Below are 17,722 nucleotides of genomic sequence, written 5' to 3'. Positions count from 1 at the left end.
CGAGGATTGACTGATGCCCGTACCCGATCTGTTCGCCGAAGGCATGGCCCGCGGCTGGAAAACCCACAATGGCTCGCGACTCGAGCAGGACCTGACCCTGGAGGCCGACGTCGCCATCGTCGGCTCCGGCGCGGGCGGCGGCACCACCGCCGAAATCCTCAGCGCCGCCGGCTACAAGGTGCTGATCATCGAGGAAGGCCCGCTGAAGACCAGCAGCGACTTCAAGATGCAGGAAGCCGAGGCCTACCCCTCGCTCTACCAGGAAGGCATCGGCCGCATGACCAAGGATGGCGCGGTGACCGTCCTCCAGGGCCGCGCCGTGGGCGGCACCACCCTGATCAACTGGACCTCCAGCTTCCGCACCCCCGATCCGACCCTGGAACACTGGGCCAAGGAACATGGCGTCAAGGGCCACAGCCCAGCCGAGATGGCGCCCTGGTTCGAGAAGATGGAGCAGCGTCTCGGCGTCGCGCCCTGGGCCATCCCGCCGAACCCCAACAACGACGTGCTGCGCAGCGGCTGCGAGAAGCTCGGCCTGCACTGGAAGGTCATCCCGCGCAACGTGCGGGGCTGCTGGAACCTCGGCTATTGCGGCATGGGCTGCCCGACCAACGCCAAGCAGTCGATGCTGGTCACCACCATCCCCGCCACCCTCGAGAAGGGCGGCGAGTTGCTCTACCTCGCCCGCGCCCACCGCCTGCTGATCGACGGCGACAAGGTCACAGGCATCGAATGCCAGGGCATGGACGAGCGCTGCGTGGCGCCCACCGGCCGCACCATCACCGTCAAGGCGCGGCACTACGTGCTGGCCGGCGGCGGCATCAACACCCCCGGCCTGCTGCTGCGCTCCGACGCACCCGACCCCCACGGCCGCACCGGCAAGCGCACCTTCCTGCACCTGGTGAATTTCTCCGCCGCGCAGTTCGACCAGGTGATCAACCCCTTCTACGGCGCGCCGCAGTCCATCTACTCCGACCATTACCAATGGGACGACGGCACCACCGGGCGCATGTCCTACAAGCTCGAAGTGCCGCCGCTGCAGCCCGCGCTCACCGCCACCCTGCTCGGCCGCTTCGGCATCGACAACGCCCTGCGCATGGAACAGCTGCCCCACACCAACGTGATGCTCGCCCTGCTGCGCGACGGCTTCCACCCGGACAGCGCCGAAGGCACGGTGGAGCTGCGCGGCGACGGCAGCCCGGTGCTCGACTACCGCATGACCGACTACACCTGGGACGGCGTGCGCCGCGCCTTCCAGGTGATGGCCGAGATCCAGTTCGCCGCCGGGGCGAAGGCCGTGCTGCCGCTGCACGCGGACGCCGGCTACGTGAAAACCGCCGCCGAGGCCCGCACGCTGATCGACGGCCTGTCGCTGGAGCTCTACCGCACCCGCCTCGGCAGCGCCCACGTCATGGGCGGCTGCGCCATGGGCGAGGACCCGAAGCAGGCGGTCACCGACAGCCTCGGGCGGCACCATCAGCTGACCAACCTCTCGATCCACGACGGCTCGCTGTTCCCCACCAGCATCGGCGCCAACCCGCAGCTGTCGGTCTATGGCCTGACCTCGCAGCTTTCCAGCGCACTCGCCGAGCGCCTCAAGAGCGCCTGAGCGAGATAAACCGGCATGCTCCGGCGTCTTGGCCGCTGGAGCATGCTGCGCTACCATCCGATTCCCTTACGGACCCCTGCCAGGACGTAGCGATGAACCGAGTGTTGTATCCGGGTACCTTCGACCCGATCACCAAAGGCCACGGCGATCTGATCGAACGTGCCTCCCGCCTGTTCGATAGCGTGATCATCGCGGTCGCCGCCAGCCCCAAGAAGAACCCCCTGTTCTCCCTGGAGCAACGCGTCGAGCTGGCCCGGGAAGTCACCAAGCACCTGCCCAACGTCGAGGTGGTGGGCTTCTCCACCCTGCTGGCGCACTTCGTCAAGGAGCAGAAGGCCAATGTCTTCCTCCGTGGCCTGCGCGCGGTCTCCGACTTCGAATACGAGTTCCAGCTGGCCAACATGAACCGCCAGCTGGCGCCGGACGTGGAGAGCATGTTCCTCACCCCGTCGGAAAAGTACTCCTTCATCTCCTCCACCCTGGTGCGCGAAATAGCGGCCCTGGGCGGGGACATCACCAAGTTCGTCCACCCCGCGGTGGCCGACGCCCTGGCCGAGCGCTTCAAGCGCTGAGCCCCGCGATACGGCGGTCGGCGCGCGCAAAAGGTGCGCCGATCGCGCCATTCCGGCACAATTCCGCCATTGTCTGCTGAACACCGCCGCCGCACGGCGACGGTAGGAGTTGTTCCATGTCCCTCAAGATCACCGACGACTGCATCAACTGCGACGTCTGCGAACCCGAGTGCCCCAACGGCGCCATCTCCCAGGGCGAAGAGATCTACATCATCGACCCGAACCTGTGCACCGAGTGCGTCGGCCACTACGACGAGCCCCAGTGCCAGCAGGTCTGCCCGGTGGACTGCATCCCCCTGGACGACGCCCGCGTCGAAACCCGCGACCAGCTGATGGACAAGTACCTCAAGCTCACGGGCAAGGCCTGACGCCATGGGCCGCCAGCTCCGTGACACGGCCTGGCGCCCCGCCCTGCTCGCGGCGCTGCTGCTGTTCAGCGTCGCGCTACGGGCGGCGCCTCCCCAGCAGGCTGCGGTAGCCAGCGCGCAACCCTCGGCCACGGTCGCTGGCCTGGAAACCCTGGCCATGGGCGGCAACGCCTTCGACGCCGCAGTGGCCATCAGCGCCGCCCTGGCAGTGGCCGAGCCCCACGGCTCCGGCCTCGGTGGCGGCGGCTTCTTCCTCCTGCGCAAGGCCGGCGACAAGCAACCCACCTACCTGTTCCTCGATGCCCGCGAACGCGCGCCCCTGGCCGCCCACCCCGACCTCTACGTCCGCGACGGCAAGGTGCAGCCGCAGCTCTCCATCAACGGCCCGCTGGCCGCCGCGATTCCCGGGCTGCCCGCCGCGCTGGTGGACCTGGCCCAGCACCACGGCCGCCTGCCCCTGGGTGACTCCCTGGCCCCGGCCATCCGCCTGGCCCGTGACGGCATCTCGGTCGACCGCGTGTACATCGAGCGCGCCGGCTTCCGCATCGCCGCCATGCGCGACGACCCCGAGACCGCGCGCATCTTCCTCGACGACAAGGGCGAGGTGCCCGACGAATTCAGCCTGCTGCGCCAGCCCGACCTGGCGCGCACCCTGGAACGCATCGCCCGCTACGGCAAGGCCGGCTTCTATGCCGGCGAGACCGCCGACAAGCTGGTCAAGGGCGTACGCGCCGCCGGCGGCATCTGGACCCAGCAGGACCTGGACAGCTACCGGGTGGTGGAACGCCAGCCGCTGCGCTACGCCCTGGCCGATGGCCGTGAGCTGATCGGCGCACCGCCGCCCTCCGCCGGTGGCGTGGCCCTGGCCCAGAGCCTGGCGATGCTGCAGCAGCTGCCCTGGCGCGAGGGCGACAAACTGCAGCGCACCCACTATGTGGTGGAAGTACTGCGCCGCGCCTACCGTGACCGCGGCCTGCTGGGCGACCCCGACTTCGTCGCCAACCCGGTGAGCCAGTTGCTCGCCCCGGCCTACCTCAAGCACCTGGCCGCCGGCATCGACCCGCAGCGCGCCACCCCGAGCGCCAGCCTGCCGCCCGCCCCCGCCTGGCGCGAAGGCGACCACACCACCCACTTCGCGGTGATCGACAAGGACGGCAACGCCGTCGCCGCCACGCTCTCGGTCAACCTGCCCTTCGGCGCCGCCTTCGTCGCCCCCGGCACCGGCGTGCTGCTCAACGACGAGATGGACGACTTCGCCGCCGATACCCACGGTGCCAACGCCTACGGCCTGGCGGGCAGCCAGGCCAACGCAGTGGCCGCCGGCAAGCGCCCGCTGTCGAGCATGAGCCCCACCTTCATCGAGAGTGCGAAGGAATTCACCGCCTTCGGCACCCCGGGCGGCAGCCGCATCCCCAGCATGGTGCTGCTGTCGATCCTGGAATACCTCGATGGCCAGCCCGTGGCCCGCTGGCCGGCGGTGCCGCGCTATCACCACCAGTACCTGCCCGACGTCATCGAGCACGAGCCGAGCACCTTCAGTGACGCCGAGATCGCCGCCCTGCAAGCACGCGGCTACAGCCTCAAGCGCATCGAGCGCGGCTATGGCAACCAGCAGGTGCTGTTCTGGGACAAGGACGGCGGCCGCGTCGAAGCCGCCAGCGACCCGCGCGGCGTGGGCCTGGCCAAGCCCCTGCAAGAGCAGCGCTGAGCCACGCAGTGGCTCAGGACAGCTCGATCAGCCCTTCGTCTTCCTGCGCCAGGTCCTTGCGGAACATCCCCTGGCCCTGGCCGATCATCAACACGTTGCGCAGGCTCTGGATGATGCGGCTGGCATAGCCCAGGTCGTTCATCAGCGAGCTCATCTGCAAACCATCCAGCTGGCCGCTGCGTACCGCCGCGAACAGGCGATTGCGGAAGTCGCCATCGAAATCCGCCGCCTTCTCGTCCAGCCATTGCAGGTGCTGTGACCAGACTTCGTCCGGCAGCTCCGAGCGGCTCAGCTCGCGCACCTGGTGCAGGGTCGCCAGCAGGTGGCGGCGCAGCTCCACGTAGGCATCCCGCGTAGCCGACGGCCCGCCTTCCAGGTAGTGGCCGAGGTTCTTCTGCAGGTGCTTGGCATCCTTCACCGCATCCACCAGTTGCAGCGCCGCCACCTGGCAACTGACCCAGAACTGCTGGTGCGCCTCGTCCAGCGTCACTTCCAGGCGCCCCATGAAGCTCAGCAGGTCGCCGTACACGCCCTTGATGTGGCGCTGGTAGAGCGTCTCGGCATCCAGGTGATGACGCACCGGCGGCGCCTGCAAGGCGGCCTCGTCGGGGCGGTCCTTGCTCAGCAGGTCCACCGGCAGGAACAGCGCGTGGCAGATCACCTCCAGGCTCAGGCGCCCCAGGTGGCGCAGCTCCTGCACCACCGCGCTGGCCGCTGCATCGGCGGAATCCAGGGCACGCTCGCTGAGGTAGCGCGCGCGCACCCGTTCCGGTTCCGCCGGCCCGGCCGCCAGCTCGGTGATCAGCACCTGGGGCTCGCTGCGCTCGGGGAGCCAGCGCACCAGCAGGGTCGCCAGGCGCCCCTGCCAGGGCCAGAACAGCGCCACGCCAAAGGCGTTGAACAGGGTGTGGAACATCGCCAGCTGGATCAGCGGGTTGCCGCCCAGGCCCATCGGCTCCGCCAGGGCATGCACCAGCCAGGTCAAGGGCCCGAGCAGGATGAAGGCGAGCACCCCGGTGACGACGTTGAACAACACATGGGCCAAGGCCAGGCGCTGGCCGCTGCGGTTACCGCCGAGGGAGCCGACGAAGGCCGTAGTGACGCTACTGCCGACGTTGGAGCCGATGGCGATCGCCAGGCTCTGGCCCAGCTCCAGCTGGCCGCTGGCCAGGGCCGCGAGGGTCAGCATCAGGGCAGCGTGGCTGGACTGCAGCACCACGGTCACCAACATCCCCACCGCCACGAACAGCAGGCTGCCGAGCAGGCCATCGACCTGCAGGCCGGTCATGTCGAAGCCATCGTCAAAGGTCGAAAAGCCGTCCTTGATCTGGTCGATGCCAAGGAACACGAAGGCAATGCCCAGCACGATGCGCCCGGCGGCCTTGCTGCGCGGACCGACGAAGCCGGCAAGCACGCCGAACACCAGCAGCGGCAGGGCCAAAGGCGAGAGGCTGAGGTTCTGCCCGGCCATGGCCAGCAGCCAGATACCGCTGGTGGCGCCCAGGTTGGCGCCGAACAGAATGGCGATGCCACCGGCCAGCTGGATCAGCCCGGTGCTGATGAAGGCGATGGTGAGCAGGGATACCAGGGTGCTGGATTGCAGCAGCAGAGTGCCGCACACACCGAACATCAGGCCCTTGAACGGCGTCGCGGTGCTGCGCCCCAGCAGTTGCTCCAGCTTGCCGCCGGCCAGGTCGCGCAGCCCTTCCTCCAGGCACTGCATGCCAAAGAGGAACAGCGCCAGCCCCGCGCAGAGCTGCAACCAGCCCGCGCTCATCCAGAAGCTCCCGGCCAACCCGGCCGCCGCCAGCGCCACCAGCGCGATCAATGGAAAGCCTTTCACGTCATCCCCCTTCCCTGGCGGGCACCAAAAAGGGCGCCCCAAATGCAAACGGCCCCTTGCTCATCACTGGGCAAGGGGCCGTTTCCGGCTCGAGGAGCCGAGAATAGCGCGATCAGTCTTTCTGGTAACCGCTGGTGGTGCAGCCCAGGCAACGCACGAAGGCTTCTTTGCCCGGATCGACCACCAGGGCCTTGCCGGCGGCGCCGACATTGCCGCCCAGGGCGCTGAAGGGCAGGCTCACCACGAACAGGCCGGCACCGACGACGGTGGCGCCGATCAGCAGCGGGCGGGCGATCAGCAGGTCGCCGACCATGGAGTACGCAGGCGGCGCATCGGCGGTGTACATCGGGTCGCCACTGGAGTTCTGCTGCACAACCTCAGCCTGCGTCGGCAGCGCCATGAGGCCAGAGGTCAGCGCCAAGACAGCAGCGGAAGTGCGGAACAGGTTCATGATGCAATCCTTCGGCTATTAGAGGAGTAATGCGGCTAACTATAACAGTGCTCGTGCGCTTTTCAGCGTGACGGCCTTCAATCGCCGTTAAAAGCGTAGTCGGGTTTTTTCGGCTCGTACGGCAGGTAGAACGCCAGCAGCCGGCGCAGGTCGGCCGTGGCATCGCCGGTGGTGTGGAACGGCTCGCCGATGACGATGCGCCGATTGCGGTAATCCAGCGCCGCCGGCACCACCGGAACGCCCGCGCCCCGGGCGATGTGATAGAAGCCCATCTTCCAGCGCTCTACCCGCTTGCGCGTGCCCTCCGGCGACAGCACCAGGATGAATTCACGGTTCTCGCCGAAGGCCTGCACGGCCTGCTCCACCTGGTTGAGCGTGAGGTGGCGCTGGATGGGAATGCCGCCCCAGCGCCGCATCAGCCCGGCGAAGGGCCAGCGGAAGATGCTGTGCTTGCCGAACCAGCGGGCATTCAGGCGGAGGATGAACTTGGCGGCGATGAACAGCACGAAATCCCAGTTGGACGTGTGGTGCGCGCCGATCACCACGAACTTGTCGAGGGGCGGCAACTGCCCCTCGATGCGCCAGCCCATGAGCCGGAAGACCCCATGGCCGATGGCCTCCGCAACCGCGTTGCGGGGCAGGTAGTTGCCGGACATCCTTCACCTCTTCTTATTGTTCTCGGCATTTCTCGACGTTCGCGACCGCAGGCCGACAGGGCCTCGCCGGCTTAGCGCTGGCAGCGCGGGCAGTAGACGCTGGCCCGCTGCCCCAGCTTCACCTCGCGCAGGGTGGAGCCACAGGTCTTGCAGAACTCGCCGCCGCGCCCATAGGCGAACAGCTCCTGCTGGAAGTAGCCCGGCTGGCCGTCGCCGCCGACGAAGTCGCGCAGGGTGGTGCCGCCACGCTCGATGGCGTGGGCGAGGATGCGCTTGATCTCCTCGGCGAGCTTCAGGTAGCGCGCCCGCGACACCGTGCCCGCCTCGCGGCGCGGGTCGATGCCGGCAGCGAACAGCGCCTCGGTGGCGTAGATGTTGCCCACGCCCACCACCACGGCGTTATCCATGATGAAGGGCTTCACCGCCATGCTGCGCCCGCGGGACAGCTGGTACAGGCGCTCGCCATCGAACAGCCCGGTCAGCGGCTCGGGGCCCAGGTTGCGCAGCAATTCATGGTTGTGCGGGTCCTGGCTCCAGAGCATGGCACCGAAGCGGCGCGGGTCGGTGTAGCGCAGCGAAAGGCCCGACTCCAGCTCGATATCCACATGCTCGTGCTTGGCCGCCGCCGTACCCGTTTCCACCAGGCGCAGGTTGCCGGACATCCCCAGGTGGCTGATCAGCGTGCCCGCCTCGGCCTGCAGCAGCAGGTACTTGGCGCGGCGTTCGACGACCACGAAACGCTGGCCGGAGAGGCGCACGTCGAGGTCTTCGGGGATGGGCCAGCGCAGGCGGCGCTCACGCACCACCACGCGGCTCACGCGCTGGCCTTCGAGGTAGGGCGCGATGCCCCGCCGCGTGGTTTCAACTTCAGGTAATTCAGGCATGGGTGTCTCGGCGTGAAGCGCTGCAGGCGATCAGTGGGCGCCCAGTTCGCGGATGCTTTCCTTGAGGTTCTCGAAGTCGTACTCCGACAGGCCGACATAGTCGAGCACCAGCGCGCGGATGCTGTTCCACTCGTGGTCGTCGGCCTGGTTGCCCAGCACCAGGTGCGAGGCGCAGACGTGCTCGGCCATCTTCAGGATCGCCAGCAGCGTCTTCAACGGCGCATCGCGGCCGGAGTCGTCGCTGAAGATCGACAGCGCGTTGTGGTGGTTGGCAATGGCCTCGCAGAGGTGCTCCGGCAGGCGCCAGGAGCGCGCGGTGAAGTAGCCCACCACCGCATGGTTGGTGTTGAGCAGGCGGTTCTCGGTGTCGACGATGCGGCGCTCGACGCTGGCGCTGGCATAGGCCTCCTCCAGCACCGTCATGTAGTCGGGGAAGCGCTTGAGCATCAGCGGGATGCCGCAGTTGTGGAACAACCCCAGCGCATAGGCCTCATCGGCCTGCTGGTGGCCGATGCGCTTGGCCAGGGTCAGGCAGGTCATGGCCACGTCCTGGGCGGTGTCCCAGAAGCGGTTCAGGGTGACGATGGTCTCGTCGGTCATCTCGCCCTTGATCGACTGCGCGTTGATCAGGTTGATCACCGTGTTGCAGCCCAGCAGGTTGACCGCCTGCTGGATCGAGGCGATGCGGTTGGTCAGCCCGTAGAACGGCGAGTTGACGATCTTCAGCAGCGCGCCCGACAGGCCCGGGTCCTGGCTGATGAGCTTGGCGATGGTGCGCAGGTCAGGGCTGGGCATGACCTGCTCCATCTGCAGGTCGACCATGATCTGCGGCTGGGGCGGCACGCTGATGCCCTGGAGGAAATGACGGATCTGTTCAGCAGAGAGTTCTTGGGCCATGACAGCGAGACTGGGACGGAAAATAAGGCTGACAGTCTAACCCCAGGCAGCGGCGAACTGGCCAGCGTTTTAGCTGAACTTTCGCCTAACGGTCGGCTCGGAAAGCGACCGATTCGCGACTGCGTCGGCACTGCTGTGCCAGCACCGGGAAAAGCACTCGCGGGTGGTGCGGAGAACGCCCGCCGGTAGCAGGTTCGGCGGGCGCCTTCGGTTATAATCCCGCTCTTTTTTCCGGAGAGCGACCCATGTCCCTGCCCAGCCTGCGCCTCAAAGCCAACGCCGATCGACGCCTGCGCGCCGGCCACCTGTGGGTCTACAGCAACGAGATCGACGTGGTCGCCACTCCGCTGAACGCCTTCCAGCCCGGCGACCAGGCCATCCTCGAAGCCGCTGGCGGCAAGGCCCTGGGCGTGGTCGCGCTGAGCCCGAACAACCTCATCTGCGCGCGCCTGGTGTCCCGCGACGTCAAGCACAGCCTCGACAAGTCGCTGCTGGTGCACCGCATCAACGTGGCCCTGAGCCTGCGCGAGCGCCTGTTCGACAAGCCCTACTACCGCCTGGTCTACGGCGACTCCGACCTGCTTCCGGGCCTGGTGGTGGACCGTTTCGGCGACCATATCGTGGTGCAACTGGCCTCCGCCGCCATGGAGCGCAACAAGGACGCCGTGCTCGAAGCCCTGGTGCAGGTGCTCAAGCCCCGTGGCGTGCTGTGGAAGAACGACTCCGCCGCCCGTGACGCCGAAGGCCTGGAGCGCTACGTGGACACCGCCTTCGGCGTGGTGCCCGAGTGGGTCGCCCTGGAAGAGAACGGCGTGAAGTTCGAAGCCCCGGTACTGGAAGGCCAGAAGACCGGCTGGTTCTACGACCACCGCATGAACCGCGCGCGCCTGGCGCCCTACGTCAAGGGCAAGCGCGTGCTCGACCTGTTCAGCTACATCGGCGGCTGGGGCGTGCAGGCCGCGGCCTTCGGCGCCAGTGAAGTGTTCTGCGTCGATGCCAGCGGCTTCGCCCTCGACGGCGTCGAGCGCAACGCCACCCTAAACGGCGTGGCCGAGCAGGTCACCTGTGTCGAAGGCGACGTCTTCGAAGCCCTCAAGGAACTGAAAGCCTCCGAAGAGCGCTTCGACGTGGTGGTGGCCGACCCGCCCGCCTTCATCAAGCGCAAGAAGGACCTGAAGAACGGCGAAGCCGCCTACCGCCGCCTCAACGAACAGGCCATGCGCCTGCTCAACAAGGACGGCATCCTGGTCAGCGCCTCCTGCTCCATGCACCTGCCCGAGGACGACCTGCAGAACATCCTGCTCGGCAGCGCCCGCCACCTGGACCGCAACATCCAGCTGCTGGAACGCGGCGGCCAGGGCCCGGACCACCCGGTGCACCCGGCCATCCCGGAAACCCGCTACATCAAGAGCATCACCTGCCGCCTGCTGCCCAACAGCTGAGCATGACCACCCCGCAGGTCCGGGCCTTCGGCGCCACCGAAGGGCCCCTGGCGCTTTACTTCCACGGCACCCCCGGCGGTGCCCTGGAAGCGCAATGGCTGCACGCCGCCGCACAACGCCATGGCATCCGTCTTGTCGCCCTCGAACGCGCCAGCCTGGCGCCAGGCCTGGAAGGAGATGCCTATCTCCAGGCCCTGGCCGAATGGACGGTACGCATGGCGGACGGGCAGCCGGCAGCCCTCGTGGGGTTCTCCATCGGCGCACATGTCGCCCTGCGGGTCGCTCGGGCGCTAGGCCCCAGCTGCCAATGCCTGCTGGTATCCGCCGCCGCACCGCTTGAATGGCCGCAAAGCTGGGAGGGCATGGGTGCCGGCCGCCACACCTTCCAGCTCGCCCAGCGCCATCCCCAGCGCCTGGCGCGGATAGCGCGCTTCCAGGGCGCGCTCGCCCGGCAGTTTCCCGGACTACTGACCAGCCTGCTGTTCCAAGGCATCGGCGCCCAAGAGCGCCGCTTCGCACGGCAGCAGCGGCCGCACCTGAAGCGGCTGCTGGCCAGCGCTTTTGCAGACGGTCCGGCAGCCTACCTGAGAGATCTCCTGCTCTATTGCCAACCCTGGGCCGATGAGCTGGCAGCCGTCGAAGGGCCGGTCACGCTCTGGCACGGCGAGGATGATCGCTGGGCACCACCCGGGATGGCCCGCGGGCTCCAGCAGCACCTGCGCAGCACCACGCTGAACTGGCTGCCTGAGCTCGGCCACTACGGCGCGCTCCTGCACTGCGCCGACGACCTGATACAGGCCTGCCGCTTCTGATCCGACGGCGCCCCGGCCCTGGTGCCGGGGCGCCCGTCATCCGCCTGCCGCAAACCTTTCACCAAAACTTCATCCCCTCCCGCCCCGCTGTCATTCCCCCGCAACTCGGCCACGCTGGTATAGACCACCGCGAGGCAAGCCCGTCGTCTGCATCGCATCGCTGCAACCACAACAATCAAGGATGCGTCATGACAACAATGAAACGCGCGGGGCGCCTGCTGGCCCTCGCTACCGCCTCGCTGCTCGCCTTGCAGGCCCAGGCCGGCACCAACAAGGTGCTGTTCTTCGGTATCGACGGCTTCAAGGCCGATGCCATTCCCGCCGGCAACATGGTCAACCTCGAGCAACTGATCGCCAGCGGCGTCTACACCGACGGTGGCTGGTCGCCGGACACCTCCATGAGCGGCCCCGGCTGGTCGACCCTGTTCATGGGTGTCGAGCGCGACAAGCACGGCGTGCGCGACAACAACTTCACCGGGCAGAACTACGCCCAGTACCCGCACTTCCTCGCCCTGCTGGAACAGCGCAAGCCCCAGCTGGTGACCGCCTATGCCTACAACTGGTCGCCGCTCTACGCGCAGATGAAGCCCCAGGCCGACCTCAAGTTCGACGGCCCCGAAGCCAATGACCCGGTGCTGATCGCCCAGGCCGAGGACTGGCTGCGCAACCGCGCCGACCTCGACGTGCTCAGCGCCTACTACTACGGCGTCGACGAAGCCGGCCACAGCCACGGCTTCCACTCCGACACCCCGCAATACGTCCAGGCCATGGGCCAGGCCGACGCCGCCCTCGGCCGCCTGCTGCAGGCGATCAAGTCGCGCCCCACCTACGCCCAGGAGAACTGGCTGATCGTGGTCAGCACCGACCACGGCGGCAGCAGCACCGGCCACGGCGCCAACCGCCCCGAACACCGCAAGGTGGCGGTGGTGCTCAGCGGCGCCGGCATTCCCGCCCTCGGCCGCAACCGCCTGGCCACCCCGCTGCGCCAGGTGGACGTGGTGCCCACCCTGTTCGAGCACCTGGGCGTCTCCACCCAGGGCCTGGCCCTGGACGGCCGCTCGCGCCTGCACCCGGTGGCCCGCACCTTCGCCTTCGGCCAGAACATACTGGCCAACCCCGGCGCCGAGTACGGCGCGGCCCACACCGACCTGGCCTACGACCCGGACATCGCCGGCTGGACCAAGGGCGGCCTGCAGACGGTGATGCGCTACGGCGCCCGCAGCGAACTGCCCGCCGGCCAGGGCCAGCTCTTCGTCGGCCAGGGCAAGGGTTCCCTGACCCAGCGCATCGAGCTGCCGCCGGAAGCCGCCGGCCGTCCCTTCCAGCTCGACGCCCTGCTCGGCGCCAGCGCCGGCAGCAGCCATGACGCCCGTGTGCTGGTGCGCTTCCACACCGCTGAGAAACGCAGCTCGGTGTACTGGAACGACGACACCGGCTACTTCTTCGCCGGCGACCGCTACTACCGCTACAACTACCGCGACGACAAGGTCGACGCCGGTTATCCACAACCCATCGCCGGCAACTGGATCGGCTTCGAAGGCTTCGAGGGCGGCGCACGGGATATCGACGCCGGCTTCAACGCCGGCAACGGCAAGGCGTACTTCTTCAAGGGCACCCAGTACGTGCGCTTCGACATCGCCAGCGACCGCGTCGACCCCGGTTATCCCAAGCCCATCGCCGGTAACTGGGCCGGCCTGGAACGCTTCAGCGGCGGCGCCCGCGACATCGACGACGTGCTCGAGGTCAGCGGCTCCAAGCTGTACTTCTTCAAGGGCAGCCAGTACATCCGCTACAACCTGACCACCGGCGACAAGGCGGACAAGAACTACCCGCTGGACGTCTCCGGCGCAACCTGGTCCGGCGTGCAGCAGTGGCCCCTGGGCCTGGACGCGGCGGTCAAGCGCAACAGCTCCATCGCCTACCTGTTCAACGGCGGCGAGTACGTGCGCTACAACCTGATCACCGACAAGGCCGAGAGCGGCTACCCGCGCCCCGTGGACGGCGCCACCTGGCCGGGCCTGACCGGCTTCGTCGAAGCGGGCACCGCCTTCGCCACGCCCGCCCTGACCGCCGCCGAGCGCAACGGCCAGCCGCTGGCCCGCAACCTCTATGGCACGGTGCCGGCCGGCGCTACCTCGGTGGAGGTGGAGCTGCGCTTCGAGAAGGGCAGCGGCGCCGGCTTCCCCTTCGCCGATGAGCTGAACTTCCGCGTCGACTGACCCCCGGTCACCCAGGTGCGCGCCGACCGCTCGGCCCCCGGCCTTCCGCCCGGAGCGCACCTGGGATTAGAATCCCCTCTTCCCTGCCACACCCTCAGGCGGGCCAGTGAGCCCCGGCCGAGCGCGCGGTGATCCCGCGATGCCCTCACGCCACCCCCGGACGCAACGACCACATCCGTTTGCCAACGGCACCCACCGCGCTCACGATACGACCTATAACCTGATCAGCCTGCAGGACAGAAGACATGCCTGATTACCGCTCGAAGACCTCCACCCACGGCCGCAACATGGCCGGCGCCCGCGCCCTCTGGCGCGCCACCGGGATGAAGGACGAAGACTTCAAGAAGCCGATCATCGCCATCGCCAACTCCTTCACCCAGTTCGTGCCCGGCCACGTGCACCTGAAGGACCTGGGCCAACTGGTCGCCCGCGAGATCGAAAAGAACGGTGGCGTGGCCAAGGAATTCAACACCATCGCGGTCGACGACGGCATCGCCATGGGCCATGACGGCATGCTCTATTCCCTGCCGAGCCGCGAAATCATCGCCGACTCCGTGGAATACATGGTCAACGCCCACTGCGCCGACGCCATCGTCTGCATCTCCAACTGCGACAAGATCACCCCCGGCATGCTGATGGCCGCCCTGCGCCTGAACATCCCGGTGGTGTTCGTCTCCGGCGGCCCGATGGAAGCCGGCAAGACCAAGCTCGCCAACCACGGCCTGGACCTGGTGGACGCCATGGTGGTCGCCGCCGACGACTCCTGCTCCGACGAGAAGGTCGCCGAGTACGAGCGCAGCGCCTGCCCCACCTGCGGTTCCTGCTCCGGCATGTTCACCGCCAACTCGATGAACTGCCTGGTCGAAGCCCTGGGCCTCGGCCTGCCGGGCAACGGCTCCACCCTGGCCACCCACTCGGACCGCGAGCAGCTGTTCCTGCGTGCCGGCCGCCTGGCCGTCGAGCTGTGCCAGCGCTACTACGGCGAAGGCGACGAGTCCGTGCTGCCGCGCAACGTCGCCAGCTTCAAGGCGTTCGAGAACGCCATGACCCTGGACATCGCCATGGGCGGTTCCACCAACACCATCCTGCACCTGCTGGCCGCCGCCCAGGAGGCGGAAATCGCCTTCGACCTGCGCGACATCGATCGCCTGTCGCGCAAGGTGCCGCAGCTGTGCAAGGTGGCGCCGAACATCCAGAAGTACCACATGGAAGACGTGCACCGCGCCGGCGGCATCTTCAGCATCCTCGGCGAGCTGGCCCGTGGCGGCCTGCTGCACACCGATGTGCCCACCGTGCACAGCCCGAGCATGAGCGACGCCATCGCCCAGTGGGACATCACCCAGACCGCTGACGAAGCCGTGCACACCTTCTTCAAGGCGGGCCCGGCCGGCATCCCGACCCAGGTCGCCTTCAGCCAGAGCACCCGTTGGGACACCCTGGACGACGACCGCGCCGAAGGCTGCATCCGCAGCGTCGAGCACGCCTACTCCCAGGAGGGCGGCCTGGCCGTGCTCTACGGCAACATCGCCCTGGACGGCTGCGTGGTGAAAACCGCGGGCGTGGACGAATCCATCCACGTGTTCGAAGGCACCGCGAAGATCTTCGAAAGCCAGGACAGCGCCGTGAAGGGCATCCTCGCCGACGAAGTGAAGGCCGGCGACATCGTCATCATCCGCTACGAAGGCCCGAAAGGCGGCCCGGGCATGCAGGAAATGCTGTACCCCACCAGCTACCTGAAGTCCAAGGGCCTGGGCAAGCAATGCGCCCTGCTCACCGACGGCCGCTTCTCCGGCGGCACCTCGGGCCTGTCCATCGGCCACGCTTCTCCGGAAGCCGCCGCCGGTGGCGCCATCGGCCTGGTGCAGGACGGCGACAAGGTGCTGATCGACATCCCCAACCGCAGCATCAACCTGCTGGTTTCCGATGAAGAACTGGCCACCCGCCGCGCCGCGCAGGACAAGAAAGGCTGGAAACCCGCCGCCCCGCGTACCCGCAAGGTGACCACCGCCCTCAAGGCCTACGCCCTGCTCGCCACCAGCGCCGACAAGGGCGCCGTGCGCAACAAGGCGATGCTGGAAGACCTGTAAGCGCTACCCGCGAACGAAAAAGCCCGGCCATGTGCCGGGCTTTTTATTGAATGCTCCGTCAGCTCGGCAGCTTCACCCGCACACACCGTAGGATGGCGTAGAGCGCAGCGAAACCCATCACCGCCCCACGCAGACACCGCAAACGTCGGGTTGCACCCGACCTACACGCTGCTCATAGGAGCTCGCCAGACTTCATGCAAAGCCTGAAGCTCGAATTCGAAGAGAGTGCCGCCGAGTTCTACATCGCCTCGCTTGCGAGGGGAATTCTCGAAGGCATCAAGAGCGGCGCCCTGACTGCCGAGACCGGCATCTGGTCCCTGGGCCGCCCCGTATTCCGCAACACCCTCACGACCCTGCCCATCAGCGCAGAGTTGAAAGAGGTTCTGGAAAGCTTCGACGAGCTCGATGCCCTCACAGAACTCGGTATCGACCTGCAACCCACGCTACAACGCATGATCGACACGCTGAACCGCTGTCAGCGCTCGATCAATGTCGACGCGAGCCTGATTATTCGCGCCATCAGTGCTCCTTAGGGTGCACCTGTCATGTAGGGGCGACTTCAGTCGCCAAGGGCCGCGTAGCGGCCCCATGCGCGGCCAGAAGCGGGCGAATGAATTCGCCCCTACACAAACGCTTCCAAAGCAGGCACTTCGCGAGCAAAGCTCGCTCCTACCCATACGCTCCAGCACCCGCCAAACATCTGACCGGCGCCCCCGGCCATTCAGGTAGAATCGCCGCTTTTTTGCGGACCATCGCCATGAGTTCACTGGAAAACCCGGCCACTTCCACCTCCCGCAACGAGCTGGTCTACGGCCTCGACGACAAGCCGCGCCCGCTGGTGGCGCTGCTCGCCGCACTGCAGCACCTGCTGGCGATCATCGTGCCCATCGTCACCCCCGGTCTGCTGATCTGCCAGGCCATCGGCGTCTCGGCGCGCGACACCAACCTGATCGTCTCCATGTCGCTGGTGATCTCCGGCATCGCCACCTTCGTCCAGTGCAAGCGCTTCGGCCCTTTCGGCGCCGGGCTGCTGATCGTCCAGGGCACCAGCTTCAACTTCGTCGGCCCGCTGATCGCCGGCGGTGCGCTGATGGTCAAGCAGGGCACCCCGGTGGAAGCGGTGATGGCCGCCATCTTCGGCGTGGTGATCGCCGGCTCCTTCGTGGAGATGGGCATCTCGCGCATCCTGCCCTTCGTCAAACGCCTGATCACCCCGCTGGTGACCGGCATCGTGGTGCTGATGATCGGCCTGACCCTGATCAAGGTCGGCCTGATCAGCATGGGCGGCGGCTTCGGCGCCATGGCCAACGGCACCTTCGCCAATGGCGAGAACCTGCTGCTGTCCGGCACCGTGCTGGCGATCATCGTGGTGCTCAACCGCATTCCCGTGGTGTGGATGCGCAGCTGCGCCATCGTCATCGCCCTGGCCGTGGGCTACGCCCTGGCCGGCTACCTGGGCCGCCTGGACTTCACCGGCATGCACCAGGCCGAGCTGTTCCAGGTGCCGATGCCGCTGCACTTCGGCCTGGGCTTCTCCTGGAGCCTGTTCATCCCGATGCTGGTGATCTACCTGGTCACCTCGCTGGAAGCCATCGGCGACGTCACCGCCACCAGCAAGGTCTCGCGCCAGCCGGTGGAAGGCCCGCTGTGGATGCAGCGCATCAAGGGCGGCGTACTGGTGAACGGCGCCAACTCGCTGCTGGCCGGCGTGTTCAACACCTTCCCCAGCTCGGTGTTCGCGCAGAACAACGGCGTGATCCAGCTCACCGGCATCGCCAGCCGCCACGTCGGCCTGTGGATCGCCGTGGTGCTGGTGATCCTCGGCCTGTTCCCGGCGGTGGCCGGCGTGATCCAGGCGGTGCCCGAGCCGGTGCTCGGCGGCGCGGCCATGGTGATGTTCGGCGCGGTGGCCGCCTCGGGCATCAACATCCTCGCCGGCATCGAGCTGGACCGCCGCGCACTGCTGATCATCGCCGTGTCCCTGGCCCTGGGCCTGGGTGTATCGCAGGTGCCGGAGTTCCTCGCGCACATGCCGGCGGCGCTGCGCAACGTGCTGGAATCCGGTGTCGCCACCGGCGGCATCTGCGCGCTGCTGCTGAACTGGTTCCTGCCGGAATCCCCGCGCCCCGCCGAGTGATGCAGAATGGGCCTCGCATTCCAACGAGGCCCCTTCC

At 67.5% G+C, this 17,722-nt stretch carries 15 protein-coding genes; 10 read left to right on the top strand and 5 right to left on the bottom strand.

Annotated features, from left to right (window positions below; genetic code table 11):
- The first annotated feature begins 13 nt into the window (after window positions 1-13).
- The 4 genes from PI990_RS01955 to ggt all read left to right on the top strand — a co-directional run bounded on the left by PI990_RS01955 (window position 14) and on the right by ggt (window position 4,257).
- Entirely contained in the window at window positions 14-1,609 is a 1,596-nt protein-coding gene (locus PI990_RS01955) for a GMC family oxidoreductase (protein ID WP_271659688.1), read from the top strand.
- Window positions 1,610-1,701: 92 nt separating this feature from the next.
- The gene (gene coaD, locus PI990_RS01950; RefSeq protein ID WP_021218328.1) at window positions 1,702-2,181 is read left to right on the top strand and encodes a pantetheine-phosphate adenylyltransferase; all 480 of its coding nucleotides are present in this window, start codon (window positions 1,702-1,704) and stop codon (window positions 2,179-2,181) included.
- A gap of 116 nt (window positions 2,182-2,297) precedes the next feature.
- Window positions 2,298-2,549, top strand: coding sequence for a YfhL family 4Fe-4S dicluster ferredoxin (locus tag PI990_RS01945; protein ID WP_021218327.1), 252 nt, complete (start codon window positions 2,298-2,300; stop codon window positions 2,547-2,549).
- Between the two features lie 4 nt (window positions 2,550-2,553).
- The gene (gene ggt, locus PI990_RS01940; RefSeq protein ID WP_271659687.1) at window positions 2,554-4,257 is read left to right on the top strand and encodes a gamma-glutamyltransferase; all 1,704 of its coding nucleotides are present in this window, start codon (window positions 2,554-2,556) and stop codon (window positions 4,255-4,257) included.
- A gap of 13 nt (window positions 4,258-4,270) precedes the next feature.
- On the opposite strand, the gene PI990_RS01935 is transcribed toward ggt, so the two are convergent.
- The 5 genes from PI990_RS01935 to PI990_RS01915 all read right to left on the bottom strand — a co-directional run bounded on the left by PI990_RS01935 (window position 4,271) and on the right by PI990_RS01915 (window position 8,934).
- Window positions 4,271-6,100 carry a Na/Pi cotransporter family protein gene (locus PI990_RS01935; RefSeq protein ID WP_271659686.1) on the bottom strand — a complete coding sequence of 610 codons (1,830 nt, stop codon included), beginning with the start codon at window positions 6,098-6,100 and terminating at the stop codon, window positions 4,271-4,273.
- A 112-nt stretch (window positions 6,101-6,212) separates the two neighbouring features.
- Complete coding sequence (locus PI990_RS01930; protein WP_271659685.1) at window positions 6,213-6,551, bottom strand: multidrug transporter; 339 nt, start codon at window positions 6,549-6,551, stop codon at window positions 6,213-6,215.
- Window positions 6,552-6,628: 77 nt separating this feature from the next.
- Entirely contained in the window at window positions 6,629-7,207 is a 579-nt protein-coding gene (locus PI990_RS01925; RefSeq protein WP_271659684.1) for a lysophospholipid acyltransferase family protein, read from the bottom strand.
- Between the two features lie 71 nt (window positions 7,208-7,278).
- Window positions 7,279-8,091 carry a bifunctional DNA-formamidopyrimidine glycosylase/DNA-(apurinic or apyrimidinic site) lyase gene (gene mutM / locus PI990_RS01920; RefSeq protein WP_021218322.1) on the bottom strand — a complete coding sequence of 271 codons (813 nt, stop codon included), beginning with the start codon at window positions 8,089-8,091 and terminating at the stop codon, window positions 7,279-7,281.
- Window positions 8,092-8,121: 30 nt separating this feature from the next.
- Window positions 8,122-8,934 (bottom strand): HDOD domain-containing protein, encoded by an 813-nt coding sequence (locus tag PI990_RS01915; protein WP_162164706.1) that lies wholly within the window; start codon window positions 8,932-8,934, stop codon window positions 8,122-8,124.
- A gap of 299 nt (window positions 8,935-9,233) precedes the next feature.
- Between PI990_RS01915 and PI990_RS01910 the strand changes: the two genes are divergently transcribed.
- From PI990_RS01910 to PI990_RS01885, 6 genes are all read left to right on the top strand, one after another.
- Window positions 9,234-10,430, top strand: a complete 1,197-nt coding sequence (locus PI990_RS01910) for a class I SAM-dependent rRNA methyltransferase (RefSeq protein ID WP_021218320.1) — start codon at window positions 9,234-9,236, stop codon at window positions 10,428-10,430.
- Between the two features lie 2 nt (window positions 10,431-10,432).
- A complete protein-coding gene (locus tag PI990_RS01905; protein ID WP_271659683.1) occupies window positions 10,433-11,242 on the top strand; it encodes an alpha/beta fold hydrolase in 810 nt (269 codons plus the stop codon).
- A 188-nt stretch (window positions 11,243-11,430) separates the two neighbouring features.
- Window positions 11,431-13,461: a hemopexin repeat-containing protein gene (locus PI990_RS01900; RefSeq protein WP_271659682.1), complete on the top strand. Its 2,031-nt coding sequence runs from the start codon at window positions 11,431-11,433 to the stop codon at window positions 13,459-13,461.
- Window positions 13,462-13,706: 245 nt separating this feature from the next.
- Window positions 13,707-15,548 carry a dihydroxy-acid dehydratase gene (gene ilvD / locus PI990_RS01895; RefSeq protein ID WP_271659681.1) on the top strand — a complete coding sequence of 614 codons (1,842 nt, stop codon included), beginning with the start codon at window positions 13,707-13,709 and terminating at the stop codon, window positions 15,546-15,548.
- Window positions 15,549-15,742: 194 nt separating this feature from the next.
- The gene (locus tag PI990_RS01890) at window positions 15,743-16,081 is read left to right on the top strand and encodes a hypothetical protein (RefSeq protein WP_271659680.1); all 339 of its coding nucleotides are present in this window, start codon (window positions 15,743-15,745) and stop codon (window positions 16,079-16,081) included.
- A gap of 224 nt (window positions 16,082-16,305) precedes the next feature.
- Window positions 16,306-17,685 carry a nucleobase:cation symporter-2 family protein gene (locus PI990_RS01885; protein WP_043247332.1) on the top strand — a complete coding sequence of 460 codons (1,380 nt, stop codon included), beginning with the start codon at window positions 16,306-16,308 and terminating at the stop codon, window positions 17,683-17,685.
- Window positions 17,686-17,722: the final 37 nt, after the last annotated feature.

This window comes from Pseudomonas sp. TUM22785 (genome assembly GCF_028198105.1).
Taxonomy (GTDB): Bacteria; Pseudomonadota; Gammaproteobacteria; order Pseudomonadales; family Pseudomonadaceae; genus Metapseudomonas; species Metapseudomonas solani.
The sequence above is the reverse complement of the archived record's forward strand: the minus strand, read 5'-3'. Positions and strand labels throughout refer to the sequence as shown.

Coding starts and splice junctions, on each gene's coding strand:
- PI990_RS01955 (WP_271659688.1), top strand. CDS start 14: ATGCCCGTACCCGATCTGTTCGCCGAAGGCATGGCCCGCGGCTGGAAA.
- coaD (WP_021218328.1), top strand. CDS start 1,702: ATGAACCGAGTGTTGTATCCGGGTACCTTCGACCCGATCACCAAAGGC.
- PI990_RS01945 (WP_021218327.1), top strand. CDS start 2,298: ATGTCCCTCAAGATCACCGACGACTGCATCAACTGCGACGTCTGCGAA.
- ggt (WP_271659687.1), top strand. CDS start 2,554: ATGGGCCGCCAGCTCCGTGACACGGCCTGGCGCCCCGCCCTGCTCGCG.
- PI990_RS01930 (WP_271659685.1), bottom strand. CDS start 6,551: ATGAACCTGTTCCGCACTTCCGCTGCTGTCTTGGCGCTGACCTCTGGC.
- PI990_RS01925 (WP_271659684.1), bottom strand. CDS start 7,207: ATGTCCGGCAACTACCTGCCCCGCAACGCGGTTGCGGAGGCCATCGGC.
- mutM (WP_021218322.1), bottom strand. CDS start 8,091: ATGCCTGAATTACCTGAAGTTGAAACCACGCGGCGGGGCATCGCGCCC.
- PI990_RS01910 (WP_021218320.1), top strand. CDS start 9,234: ATGTCCCTGCCCAGCCTGCGCCTCAAAGCCAACGCCGATCGACGCCTG.
- PI990_RS01905 (WP_271659683.1), top strand. CDS start 10,433: ATGACCACCCCGCAGGTCCGGGCCTTCGGCGCCACCGAAGGGCCCCTG.
- PI990_RS01900 (WP_271659682.1), top strand. CDS start 11,431: ATGACAACAATGAAACGCGCGGGGCGCCTGCTGGCCCTCGCTACCGCC.
- ilvD (WP_271659681.1), top strand. CDS start 13,707: ATGCCTGATTACCGCTCGAAGACCTCCACCCACGGCCGCAACATGGCC.
- PI990_RS01890 (WP_271659680.1), top strand. CDS start 15,743: ATGCAAAGCCTGAAGCTCGAATTCGAAGAGAGTGCCGCCGAGTTCTAC.
- PI990_RS01885 (WP_043247332.1), top strand. CDS start 16,306: ATGAGTTCACTGGAAAACCCGGCCACTTCCACCTCCCGCAACGAGCTG.